Below are 11,376 nucleotides of genomic sequence, written 5' to 3'. Positions count from 1 at the left end.
TCTATTTGGTTTAAGTTTTTTATCTTTGCCTCCTTGACTTTTTATAGTTAGTCTTTATTTAACCAATTGTGATTTTTTCCAGCGGCAGTTTTGAATTAACTGCTTTTTTGCCGGATAATGCTGCGTACATGAGCGTAAGGCTGCCTACTCTGCCAAGATACATAAGTAAAATCAGTATCAGTTGTGAGGGTACATGCAGCTGCGGTGTAATTCCCAACGTCAGTCCGACTGTTCCCAATGCTGATGCTGTTTCGTATAAGCAGGATGACAGTGGCAGGTTCTCATAGGCACTGATAAAAATTCCTCCCCCAAAAAATAGTGCAATATACATGGTGAGGATAGTAGAGGCAAGCTTGATTGCATTGTAATCGACTCTGCGATCAAAAAAATGGGCACTGTCCTGTTGGCGATAGGTCGCAACAATGTTGGCAAGCAGGACGGCAAAGGTTGTTGTTTTCATACCGCCGGCCGTTGAGCCCGGTGAACCGCCAATCAGCATCAGAAGAATCATAATGCCTTGAGACGAGCTGGACATAGCAGATAAATTTGCTGTGTTGAAGCCCGCTGTTCTTGTTGTAACCGACTGGAACAGGGACGCTTGAAGCCGCGCTTCCATGGGGAGAGAAGCAAAATCAGCAAAGAAGAAAAAAATTGCCGGGAAGATAATAAGAATCAACGTAAAAATGAGGATTACTTTACTTTGCATTCTGTAGCGTCGGAACTGCAGCTTGTTTTCACAAATGTCCTCCCAGGTCAAAAAACCGATACCGCCAATTATGATAAGCAGCATAATCGTTATATTTATCATAGGATTCTGCGCATAACCGGTAAGGGAGGGGTAGATGTTGTCTGCGGTTCCCAAAATATCGAAGCCTGCATTGCAAAAGGCAGAAATAGAGTGAAAGACTGCCAGCCAAATACCGTGCCAGCCATAGTCGTAGCAGAACACCGGCAGCATGGCAAGTGCACCAATCAGTTCAATCAAAAATGTTCCCCACAGGATAAACTTCGTAAGCCGGACGATACCGCCTACATTTGGCGCTGATAGGGCATCCTGCATGGTGCTGCGCTGCATTAAAGAAATTCTTCGCCTGGACAGAAGTGCAAATGATGCCGCTACTGTTACAACACCAAGACCGCCAATCTGTATCAGCGTCAGAATGATTGTCTGCCCAAAGGACGACCAGTAGCTGCCGGTATCATGTATCACAAGACCGGTTACACAAACTGCGGAGGTTGCGGTAAAAAGCGCTTCGTTAAACGGAGTTGTGCAGCCTTCCTGCGTAGCAATCGGCAGCATCAGCAGTAATGCACCCAGCAGGATTACTCCCGCAAAACCTAATATGATAATTTGAAAAGATGAAAGCTGAAATCTTCTGCTAATTATTTCTTCTGACATACCTACACCTTCTTGTTAATCTGTTTATACATTCATTGTGCTTGTTGCGGACACAATGTAAAAGCCGTATATTGAACACTGCTTTGATGGTTCCTATCATAGCATTTTTTCGGTGTAGATTTGGTAAAGAAACGAGCGTAGAGCATCAGTATCTTGTGATAAATCTTGAAGCGCTTTTGCTCGTGAAGTATAATGAAGTTGTAAAAATAATTAGGAGAAGCATTATGAAGCATCAACAACGAAAAGAAGATATTTTGTTTTCGGTCTGCGTTTTTTTCGGTGCTTTTGCCATTAATCTTTTGATTCGGAAGCTCTTTACAACCCAAACGCTGGTTCCTATGATTTTTGTATTCGGCGTTTTTCTGATATCGCTGAAAACGCACGGGTATTGCTATGGTATTGTTTCGGCTGTCTTAAGTGTATTTGCAGTGAATTTTGCCTTTACTTATCCTTATTATACTTTGGATTTTTTCGTAGAAGAAAGTATATTATCCGCTATAATTATGCTGCTTGTTGCCGTTTCCACCAGTACGTTGAACAGTAGGATACGTGATCAGGAGAATTTGCGGGCAGAAAGCGAAAAGGAGAGGATGAGGGGCAATCTGCTGCGGGCAATCTCTCATGATTTGCGTACACCTCTTACATCAATATACGGCTCAGCTTCTACGCTGATTTCTAAGAAGGATGCACTTTCGGAAGGACAGCAGCTAAAGCTGTTGGGAGAAATTCAAGAGGATAGTGAATGGCTTATCCGTATGGTCGAAAACCTGCTGGCTGTTACAAGAATCGATGGTGCAAAGGTCAAGATTGTGAAAACGCCAATCGTTTTAGATGAGCTGATTGACTCAGTTCTTATGAAATTCGCCAAAAAACACCCGAATCAGAAGGTGATTACGCAGATACCGGCCGACTTTGTGGATATTCCTATGGATTCTATCCTTATCGAGCAGGTGTTGCTGAACTTTTTGGAAAATGCCGTTTTTCATGCGAAAGGTATGACAGAGCTGAAGCTGTCGGTTTCCCTTGCAGGAGATAAGGCCATATTTGAAGTTGCCGACAACGGATGCGGTATTCCGGAGGAGATTTTGGATAAGATTTTTACCGGATGCTATAAAAAGTCTGCAGCACCGATAGACGGAACGCGCAGTAATATGGGCATCGGTATTTCGGTTTGTGCTGCTATTATTAAGGCGCATGGCAGCGAGATTTTTGTGGAAAATAGGAAGGGCGGCGGTGCTGTATTCCGCTTTTCTTTGGCAAGAGGGTGCGATGATGAGCAATAATAAATTCAAAATTTTAATCGTAGAGGATGAAGCAAACATCCTTAGCTTCATCAAAGCCAACTTGGAAATAAGTGATTATCAGGTAATCTGTGCAGAAACATGTGCGCTCGGCATGATGATGTACGCTTCTTATCATCCGGATCTCATTGTTCTGGATCTCGGGTTGCCGGACCGTGATGGCTTGAGCTTAATTCAGGATGTTAGAGAAGCTGATACTGTTCCCATCATTGTCCTTTCTGCCCGTTCCGGCGAAATGGATAAGGTGGAAGCCTTAGACCTTGGCGCGAATGATTATATTACCAAGCCGTTTGGAACTGAGGAACTGATGGCTCGTATCCGCGCAGTGCTTCGCAGTCATCGTTACAGTGAGAAAAACGAGGGTAATCACATCGGTAAATTTAAATTTCAAGATTTGATGATTGATTACGATAAAAGGCAGGTTTTGGTCGATGGAAAGGAAATCGAACTGACACAGACGGAATACAATATTTTGACTTTCCTCTCCATCCATGCGGGAAAGGTGCTGACTTATGCTGCCATAATCCAAGCAGTATGGGGTTATTCTGATTATGGGAGCGTCAAAAAGCTACAGGTAAATATGAAAAACATCAGGAAGAAAATGGGTGTGACACCGGGAGAAAAGCGCTATATCGTCAATGAGCTTGGTGTAGGCTATCGTATGCTGGCAGAAGATGAAGAATAAAATCTGTTGGAAAGTGTACAGGGGGCTAATACAATCCAAAGGACGACCAGTAGCTGCCGGTATCATGTAGCACAATACCTGTTACACATACTGCGGAGGTTGCGGTAAATAACGCATCATGAAACGGCGTTACACAGCGTTCTGCTACGGAAATTGGCAGCATCAGAAGCAAGGTACCCAGCAGAATAACTCCTGCAAAACCTAATGTGATAATTTGAAAAGACGAAAGCTGAAATCTTCTACCGATTGCAATTTTACGATTTATTCAGCACCCATAGAATAGAAACACGACAGCAAGGCCAGTAACGATAACGGCAAAATCAATCAGAAGTCATACTGTTTTCGCTGTAATTTAAATATCATGTTGCAATCGAGAATGTTTTTTGCTATCATACATATGAATAAGATATGTCATCGGAGGACAGTACACCGTAGTGTAGGGGATAGTAGGATTGCAGTGCAATCATGCAGGCCGCCTGTCAGATAAGATTTCGAGTGAGCTCGGTTATTACTTTAGGGTAATAGCCGAGCTGTTTTCATTTTTAGGAGGAATTCAGTATGAAAAACACAAAAGTAACCCTTGTGTCGCTGATGGCGGATGATCGGGAACAGTTTATTCTGGATAATCAGTGGGCATTCAAGCACGGAGCCATGATTGAGTTCGGTGAGCGGGATGATCACATTGATGATGATGGAGAAATCATTTCCCGTGATACCATCGAGCGCTGCATTGACGATCCGAAAAACGAAACCTACCGCATTGTTGTGGATGGCAAAAATGTTGGCGGTGTAATCCTGAAGATCAACAAGGAGACGCATCACAACGAACTGGAAATTCTTTTTACCCTGCCAAATGAGCATAGCAAAGGCATCGGCTATGGCGCATGGCAGGCAGTAGAAGCAATACACCCCCGAAACAGTTGTCTGGGAGACCTGTACACCGTATTTTGAGAAGCGCAATATCCATTTCTATGTCAACAAGTGCGGCTTTCAGATTGATCAGTTTTGGTGCGAGTATTTTCAGTCGGAGCATGGTGTGCCTGCTGGTGAGGAGCATGATCCCGATGAAGGACCGGATGAAATGTTTAGATTTGTAAAAGTGATGAAATAATCACCAAATTAGAAAACGCTGCAAGTTCCCTTTTGAAAAATTAGAACTTGCAGCGTTCTATGGAAACAGCGCCATTTGGAACTGAGGAGCTGCTGGCTCGTATCCGTATAAAGAAATACTTGAAAGCTTATGTGAAGATAATGCGTTAAAGAAACCTTTTTACTTTTACGATTCATATCAGAGTGATATAATTAAAAAAGTGTCAAAAATCAAAAGAGTATAGATGAGGGGTTGCTATCATGGGTAAAAGAGCAATATATTCCTGCATTACACTGCAAAAGGAGCTGGAGAACACAATTAAGAAAATAGGCTTTGACGGCAAAGTAACTTATCTTAATGTTGCGCTGCACAGCGATCCGCAGAAGATGCATGAGACGCTGCAAAGGATTATTGATGAAAATACAGAAGCAGAGGAGATAGTTATCTGCGTTTCCGGCTGTGGCAAGGCTACTTGCGATTTAAAGGCAACAACCTGTCCGATTGCTGTGCCGCGTACTATGGACTGCATTGACGTTCTTTTGACAGGCTCCGGTATCAAGCGTCCCGACGGAGCGATTTTTATAACCAAGAGCTGGATGAACTTTATGAAGAACTCTACGATAGATTATACCAAGCTGGTGCAGGAGCGTGGGCAGGAAGAAGCAGAAGCATTTCTGAAGCAGCTTTATAAGGGCTTTACAGATTTTTACATCATTGATACAGGAACGTATGCTTTGCAAGAGGTTGAAGCTTATATTATGCCTTTGGTAAAGCTTTTGGGAGGAACGCTTACGCGTCTGCCGGGGCCTTACAAGGTGCTGGAGAAGCTTGTGTCCGGCAAATATGATGAAAGCGTTATTGCTATACCTAAGGGAGGAACCTTAAGCATTCATGAGTTTGATGGACTGCGTCCATGCACGATTAAAAAGTAGGGCGGCGGAACGCGGAAGTGGAACAAAGGTATAAAGCATGTGCTTTAGCTTTTAGCTGTTTCATGGTAAAATATGGGTAGATATATGTTACACGGAGGTTAAGCCATGCGTTATCCCATCAGCATTCAAACATTTGCAACAATTAGAAACGGTAATTACGTATATGTAGATAAAACGGATTTAGTATATCGCTTGGCACAGGAGCACGTTTGCTTTTTGTCGCGTCCACGTCGTTTCGGTAAATCTTTGCTTATAAGCACCCTTGATGCTTATTTTTCTGGCCGCAAGGAGCTGTTCCAGGGGCTGCATATGGAAGCCTTAGAGGATAAATGGGATGTTTATCCTGTTTTTAGAATTGATTTCGCTAAGGGACGCTTTGATGTTGAGGGAGAGCTGGAGAAGATTCTGGAGGAATATGTAAGCAGCTGGGAGGCTATATATGGCAAAAGCGATATATATACAACGCTCAGCAGTCGCTTTCAATATGTTTTGGAGCAGGCAGCAGCGCAGACAGGTCATCAAGCGGTTATTTTGATAGATGAATACGACAAGCCGCTTCTGGACGTACTGGATGAAGACCTGGAAGATGAGAATCGCAGTATATTGAAGGATTTTTATGGCACCTTTAAGGCTGCTGATGCCAGCCTGCGCTTTGTGCTTCTGACCGGTGTTACGAAGTTTAGTCAGATTACGGTTTTCTCTGGCTTTAACCAGCCGAATGACATCAGCATGGACAGCAGGTATGATGCTATTTGCGGTATTACGGAAGAGGAGCTATATAGTGTTTTTGGCGAAGCAATAGTTGAAATGGCTAACAAGTTTGACTATACAGTTAACGAGATGAAGAGTTTGCTGAAAAAACAGTATGATGGCTACCATTTTAGCAATGCTCTACTTGATGTTTATAATCCATTCAGTGTTATCAATGCTTTCAATAAGATGGACATTGACAATTATTGGTATAAGTCAGGAACACCGACATATTTAGTGAAGCTTTTAGAGGGACATCATGTGAATATGCAGAAGCTGACCAGCAGGCCGTATGAGTCGCAGTATTTTGTTGATTATAGGGCGGATGCGGAGAATCCGCTAGCGATGCTTTATCAGAGCGGGTATCTGACAATTAAAGGCTATGATAGGCGTTATAGGGAGTATACTTTGGATTATCCTAATGTTGAGGTAAGAAAAGGTTTTGTCGCCTTGATGGCTAACAGCTATTTAAAGAAGGATGAGAGTGAAGTGGCATATTGGATTGTAAATTTAGACAGAATGCTACGTTGTGGTGAATTAGACGAGGTTAGGGATGCTTTTACAGCTTTTCTTGCATCGATTCCTTATGAGGCCAATAAGGACGAGCGTGCTAAGGATTTTGAAACTCATTTCCAATATACGTTTTATATTATCTTCCGCTTGTTATCCTGCTATACAACTTTGATTGAAAAGCAGAACAGCAAAGGGCGTGCTGATGTCATTATAGAAAGTGATAAAGATATTTATATTTTTGAGTTCAAGCTTGATGGCAGTGCAGAAGAAGCATTAAAGCAGATTGAGGATAAGCAATATGCTTTACCTTATCTGAATGATAGTAGAACTGTACATAAAATTGGCGTTAATATATCTAGTGAATCAAGAACTGTAGATGGATGGCTAGAAGCTGGGTGAAGGCGTGATATATTAGCTGCAAAATAAAAGGATGAGCTTCAAGCTCATCCAGGCATCATGGAGCTTAAAAAAGCTGATATTCATACAGGTCGCAAGGACTTGCAGGGTATCAGCTTTTTGATATGGAGAAAAGGTAGGATGTATGAGTTTGATATTTTAGTCGCGGTTACGGCTAAAGAAGGCTTTGGCAACCTCGGGGAAGGAAATATAGCTGAGCAGGTCTTCGGTGCTGGCATTTTGATAACCATCCTCGGCCAGACGTGCGCGGAATTTTTCCAGCTGCGGCTCGATTAAATCGGCCGGACGGCAGGTAACCGAGCTCTGCGCGTACACGTGGCATTTCTTCCAACAGCTGCGGATATTTATCAGCTACGCCCATTTCCTTCATCTGGTTGAGCAGATTGGAGAGCATGCCGCCGGGGATTTGGAAGGTGAGAACTTTCGGATCAATTGGAATGTTGGTGTTCAGGTTGAAGTCATCTACGAGATCATTTTTGACACCCTTGAAGTAATCTGCCAAATCATGCAGGAGCGGCAGGCTGATGCCGGTGTCATAAGCGAGTCTGAAAGCTGTCATGAAACGAGAGGTTGCTGTGAAAAATAAAAACAGCATTAAGAAATTTGTCAATAAAAACAAGCTTCTTAATGCTGCATTTCACAGTGATCTCTTTTCAGTTTTTCTGCAAATAGGGCATGAACTGAAAGTTTTTATCTAAATATTGACCGGCATAGGCTACACCCTTACCCATGGTAAAGGCTGCTAAAATAGTGCCGATTCCCAGTCCGTCGATATGTCCCAGCAAGAACAGTGTCAGCAGTGCTGTGATAGCCAGGCAGGTGACGTCAAAGGTAATTTTGATTTTGGCGTACTCGATTTTTATAATGGCGCTCAGCTCACGCGGAAACAGATCCGTAGGGATAATGGGCAGGCCGCAGCGGTTGGATAAAGCAATGCCGATGCAGATTAAAATATAGCTTACAACAAAATACAGCACACGCCAGGAAAAGGCCTGCGGCAGCATGTTGATATACAGCTCAAACAAATCAAGAAATTGGCTGAACACAAAGCCAACAACAAAGCTGAACATATAGGACGCGATAAATTTTTTGCGCAGGTACATCAGGCTGGCGATGAGCAGTCCTTGGAAAATGTAGGTCCAGGTACCGAGTGTAAGCTTGGGAAAGGCTTCACTGAAGGCAAAGGGAACGCTGCTGATGGCGCTGATGCCGGAACCGGAGTAGAGCATGAGCACGACACTAAAGCTGTTGATGATTACTGCAACTAAAAGTGCGAGTTCACCGCATAAGGTCAGACGTGAATTTTTTTCGTTTAAAAGCATTTTTTAACCCCTCTCGAAAACAATAAATTTATCAAAAATGCATTTCCTATTATAGTACTAAATTTTGTGTTTGGCAAATTTTCTGTTGCCTCCGGTGAATGTAGTTTAGCAGTAAATTTTAAAACAATTGGGAAGATGAATTATAAATCTTAGCCTGATAAAGAAATACTCGAAAGCTTATGTGAAGATAATGTGTTAAAGAAGCCTTTTTACTTTTACGATTCATATGAGAGTGATATAATTAAGAAAGTGTCAAAAATCAAAGGAGTATAGATGAGGAGCTGATATCATGGGTAAAAGAGCAATATATTCCTGCATTACACTGCAAAAGGAGCTGGAAAACACCATTAAGAAAATAGGCTTTGACGGCAAGGTAACTTATCTTAATGTTGCGCTGCACAGCGATCCGCAGAAGATGCATGAGACGCTGCAAAGGATTATTGATGAAAATACAGAAGCAGAGGAGATAGTTATCTGCGTTTCCGGCTGTGGCAAGGCTACTTGCGATTTAAAGGCAACAACCTGTCCGATTGCTGTGCCGCGTACTATGGACTGCATTGACGTTCTTTTGACAGGCTCCGGTATCAAGCGTCCCGACGGAGCGATTTTTATAACCAAGAGCTGGATGAACTTTATGAAGAACTCTACGATAGATTATACCAAGCTGGTGCAGGAGCGTGGGCAGGAAGAAGCAGAAGCATTTCTGAAGCAGCTTTATAAGGGCTTTACAGATTTTTACATCATTGATACAGGAACGTATGCTTTGCAAGAGGTTGAAGCTTATATTATGCCTTTGGTAAAGCTTTTGGGAGGAACGCTTACGCGTCTGCCGGGTCCTTACAAGGTGCTGGAGAAGCTTGTGTCTGGCAAGTATGATGAAAGCGTTATTGCTATACCTAAGGGAGGAACCTTAAGCATCCATGAGTTTGATGGTCTGCGTCCTTGCACGATTAAAAAGTAAGGTTGCAGATACTAGCTGTGCAGAGCGCAAGCATAGCAGGAAGGCGCATGATTTTTATTAGAGAAAAAATAGGCTGTGACGCTGCTGATGCTGCTAAAAACTGCTTACTTAAGAAACCTCAGCTTATTTTGTAAAGAAGGAGAATGTTAATGAAGCTAACAGTCCTTGCAGACAACAATACATACATTGATCAATATTATCTTGCCGAGCCGGCTTTAAGTATATACATAGAAAATGGCGATAAAAAATATCTTTTTGATACAGGATACAGCGATGTGTATTTGCAGAATGCCGCAAAGCTGGGGATAGATCTTGAGCAGCTTGACGCTGTCATTATTTCGCATGGAAATAATGACCATACCGGCGGTTTGGCTTTCTATCCCAAGACGAAGCATGAGCCCTTGCTGATAGCTCATCCGGGAATAATGGAGGCTAAAAAAGCAGATGGCCTGTGCATTTCGCTTCCAGTTTCGGAGGCTTATCTTCAGGAAAGGTTTGTTTTTAAGCTTACAAGAGAGCCTCTGTGGCTTGATGAGCAGCTTGTGTTTCTTGGGGAGATTCCCAGAGAAAATGATTTTGAAAATAAAAAGCCTGTGGGAGAGCATTGTCTGACTGACGGCTGGCATGATGATTATGTGCTGGATGATTCGGCGCTGGTCTATAGGCAGAAGGACGGAATTTACATAATAACAGGCTGCTCGCATGCCGGTATCTGCAATATTGCTGAATATGCCAAACAGATAACGGGTTGCAGCGTGATTAAAAGCATTATCGGAGGCCTGCATCTTTTCAGCGGACGTTCGCAGCAGACCTTAGCGACAGCAGATTATCTGAAGCAAAATGTTGAGGGAAATATCTATCCCTGCCATTGTACTGATCTGGCGGCGAAATTTGCTTTGCATGCACAGCTGCCGGTGCAGGAGGTTGGAGTTGGCCTGACCTTGGAGTGGTAAAGAAATGACAGAAAAAATAAACGCGCAAATTTTTTTCAATGATTTTTTTGAGTCCGTATTGTAAAATACTGTTAAAGATAATTGATGGCGAGGTGTAGTGGCAATGCGGGAAGTAATCATTGAAAAGCTAAAGCAGATAGAACAACAGGAAAATATTACGATTCTTCACGCGGTTGAATCCGGCAGCCGTGCGTGGGGCTTTGAATCACCGGACAGCGATTTTGATGTGCGTTTTATCTATGTGCGCCCCAAAAATTATTATTTAAAATTAGAACAGACGCGGGATGTGCTTGAATTTCCTATCAACGATTTGTTGGATGTAAACGGCTGGGATTTGCAGAAGGCATTACGGCTTTTGCATCGCTCCAATCCGTCGGTATTCGAATGGTTCAAGTCGCCGGTTGTTTATAGGGAAACTGCTTTCAGCCATGAGTTTATTCCTCTTATGGAAAACTATTTTTCAACGAAGAGCGGTCTTTACCATTACCTGAATATGGCAGACGGAAACTATCGGGAGTACCTGCGGGGAGAAATGGTGCGAGCTAAAAAATATTTTTATGTTTTGCGGCCTCTGCTTGCCTGCAGATGGATTTTTAGGACTAACACTCCGCCACCGATGCGTTTTGCGGAACTGATGGCCTCCGATTTGCCTGCGTATCTTAATGAATCCGTGCAGGAGCTTTTGCGCATTAAGATGGAAGTGCCCGAGCTGCAATTTATTCCCAAAGCAGATGTAATAAATACTTTTATTGACGAGGAAATTCCGCGACTTAAAGAGAAAATCAGGAGCTTGCCTGAGGAACGCAGGCAGGGGTATGATGAGCTTAATACACTGTTTTTGAAGTATTTGCGGTAGAATTGTTCATAAGTTTTATGATATAATTTGAATACGAAATTGAGCAACATATCGGAATTTATAAAGGAGAATATTGATGAAACTATTTTTATGTTCGCACTTTTCAAGTGTAGGAAGTCTGATAAAGGAAGAAATTGAAAATAAGAAAGTCGCATTTATTCCAACAGCTTCGCTGCGTGAAGGCTACACCGGTTATG

Annotated in this window: 11 protein-coding genes and 2 pseudogenes; 9 read left to right on the top strand and 4 right to left on the bottom strand. The window is 42.7% G+C overall.

The window, feature by feature from the left end; genetic code table 11:
• Positions 1-58 precede the first annotated feature (58 nt).
• On the bottom strand, positions 59-1,399 hold the full coding sequence (locus RDW05_RS11290) for a potassium transporter TrkG (protein ID WP_307979130.1): 1,341 nt from the start codon (positions 1,397-1,399) through the stop codon (positions 59-61).
• A 224-nt stretch (positions 1,400-1,623) separates the two neighbouring features.
• On the opposite strand from RDW05_RS11290, the gene RDW05_RS11285 reads away from it, so the two are divergent.
• Both RDW05_RS11285 and RDW05_RS11280 read left to right on the top strand, forming a co-directional pair.
• Positions 1,624-2,682 (top strand): DUF4118 domain-containing protein, encoded by a 1,059-nt coding sequence (locus RDW05_RS11285; RefSeq protein ID WP_307979129.1) that lies wholly within the window; start codon positions 1,624-1,626, stop codon positions 2,680-2,682.
• Positions 2,672-3,385: a response regulator transcription factor gene (locus RDW05_RS11280; RefSeq protein ID WP_374111041.1), complete on the top strand. Its 714-nt coding sequence runs from the start codon at positions 2,672-2,674 to the stop codon at positions 3,383-3,385. The genes RDW05_RS11285 and RDW05_RS11280 overlap by 11 nt, the downstream gene beginning before the upstream one ends.
• A 34-nt stretch (positions 3,386-3,419) precedes the next feature.
• On the opposite strand, the pseudogene RDW05_RS11705 reads toward RDW05_RS11280, so the two are convergent.
• A pseudogene (locus RDW05_RS11705) lies at positions 3,420-3,638 on the bottom strand (Trk family potassium uptake protein); the annotation flags it as partial.
• A 305-nt stretch (positions 3,639-3,943) separates the two neighbouring features.
• Here RDW05_RS11705 and RDW05_RS11270 point away from each other — a divergent pair.
• From RDW05_RS11270 to RDW05_RS11260, 3 genes are all read left to right on the top strand, one after another.
• A complete protein-coding gene (locus RDW05_RS11270) occupies positions 3,944-4,336 on the top strand; it encodes a GNAT family N-acetyltransferase (protein WP_307979125.1) in 393 nt (130 codons plus the stop codon).
• Between the two features lie 399 nt (positions 4,337-4,735).
• Positions 4,736-5,407: a DUF1638 domain-containing protein gene (locus tag RDW05_RS11265; RefSeq protein WP_298882323.1), complete on the top strand. Its 672-nt coding sequence runs from the start codon at positions 4,736-4,738 to the stop codon at positions 5,405-5,407.
• Positions 5,408-5,512: 105 nt separating this feature from the next.
• Positions 5,513-7,069: an AAA family ATPase gene (locus RDW05_RS11260; protein ID WP_307979124.1), complete on the top strand. Its 1,557-nt coding sequence runs from the start codon at positions 5,513-5,515 to the stop codon at positions 7,067-7,069.
• A 156-nt stretch (positions 7,070-7,225) separates the two neighbouring features.
• Here RDW05_RS11260 and RDW05_RS11255 read toward each other — a convergent pair whose 3' ends face one another.
• Together RDW05_RS11255 and RDW05_RS11250 are read right to left on the bottom strand one after the other, a co-directional pair.
• On the bottom strand, positions 7,226-7,402 hold the full coding sequence (locus tag RDW05_RS11255; RefSeq protein WP_307979122.1) for a hypothetical protein: 177 nt from the start codon (positions 7,400-7,402) through the stop codon (positions 7,226-7,228).
• A 338-nt stretch (positions 7,403-7,740) separates the two neighbouring features.
• On the bottom strand, positions 7,741-8,409 hold the full coding sequence (locus RDW05_RS11250; protein ID WP_304259854.1) for a DUF6198 family protein: 669 nt from the start codon (positions 8,407-8,409) through the stop codon (positions 7,741-7,743).
• Positions 8,410-8,698: 289 nt separating this feature from the next.
• Here RDW05_RS11250 and RDW05_RS11245 point away from each other — a divergent pair, with 289 nt between their 5' ends.
• The 4 genes and pseudogenes from RDW05_RS11245 to RDW05_RS11230 form a co-directional block, all read left to right on the top strand.
• Positions 8,699-9,370 carry a DUF1638 domain-containing protein gene (locus RDW05_RS11245; RefSeq protein WP_298882323.1) on the top strand — a complete coding sequence of 224 codons (672 nt, stop codon included), beginning with the start codon at positions 8,699-8,701 and terminating at the stop codon, positions 9,368-9,370.
• Positions 9,371-9,519: 149 nt separating this feature from the next.
• Complete coding sequence (locus RDW05_RS11240; RefSeq protein WP_307979119.1) at positions 9,520-10,323, top strand: MBL fold metallo-hydrolase; 804 nt, start codon at positions 9,520-9,522, stop codon at positions 10,321-10,323.
• 103 nt (positions 10,324-10,426) lie between these two features.
• Positions 10,427-11,179 (top strand): nucleotidyltransferase domain-containing protein, encoded by a 753-nt coding sequence (locus RDW05_RS11235; RefSeq protein ID WP_307979117.1) that lies wholly within the window; start codon positions 10,427-10,429, stop codon positions 11,177-11,179.
• A gap of 76 nt (positions 11,180-11,255) precedes the next feature.
• Positions 11,256-11,376 (top strand): annotated as a pseudogene (locus tag RDW05_RS11230) (peptidase S51); the annotation flags it as partial.

Origin of the sequence: uncultured Phascolarctobacterium sp., from assembly GCF_902463975.1 — a bacterium.
In the GTDB taxonomy this organism is placed as follows: Bacteria; Bacillota; Negativicutes; order Acidaminococcales; family Acidaminococcaceae; genus Phascolarctobacterium_A.
Note: the sequence above shows the minus strand (reverse complement) of the source record. Positions and strands in the feature narration are given on the sequence as shown.

What these genes read in the sequence shown, in the direction of transcription:
- RDW05_RS11265 (WP_298882323.1), top strand. Translation starts at nt 4,736, where the DNA reads ATGGGTAAAAGAGCAATATATTCCTGCATTACACTGCAAAAGGAGCTG.
- RDW05_RS11290 (WP_307979130.1), bottom strand. Translation starts at nt 1,399, where the DNA reads ATGTCAGAAGAAATAATTAGCAGAAGATTTCAGCTTTCATCTTTTCAA.
- RDW05_RS11250 (WP_304259854.1), bottom strand. Translation starts at nt 8,409, where the DNA reads ATGCTTTTAAACGAAAAAAATTCACGTCTGACCTTATGCGGTGAACTC.
- RDW05_RS11245 (WP_298882323.1), top strand. Translation starts at nt 8,699, where the DNA reads ATGGGTAAAAGAGCAATATATTCCTGCATTACACTGCAAAAGGAGCTG.
- RDW05_RS11260 (WP_307979124.1), top strand. Translation starts at nt 5,513, where the DNA reads ATGCGTTATCCCATCAGCATTCAAACATTTGCAACAATTAGAAACGGT.
- RDW05_RS11240 (WP_307979119.1), top strand. Translation starts at nt 9,520, where the DNA reads ATGAAGCTAACAGTCCTTGCAGACAACAATACATACATTGATCAATAT.
- RDW05_RS11270 (WP_307979125.1), top strand. Translation starts at nt 3,944, where the DNA reads ATGAAAAACACAAAAGTAACCCTTGTGTCGCTGATGGCGGATGATCGG.
- RDW05_RS11285 (WP_307979129.1), top strand. Translation starts at nt 1,624, where the DNA reads ATGAAGCATCAACAACGAAAAGAAGATATTTTGTTTTCGGTCTGCGTT.
- RDW05_RS11235 (WP_307979117.1), top strand. Translation starts at nt 10,427, where the DNA reads ATGCGGGAAGTAATCATTGAAAAGCTAAAGCAGATAGAACAACAGGAA.
- RDW05_RS11280 (WP_374111041.1), top strand. Translation starts at nt 2,672, where the DNA reads ATGAGCAATAATAAATTCAAAATTTTAATCGTAGAGGATGAAGCAAAC.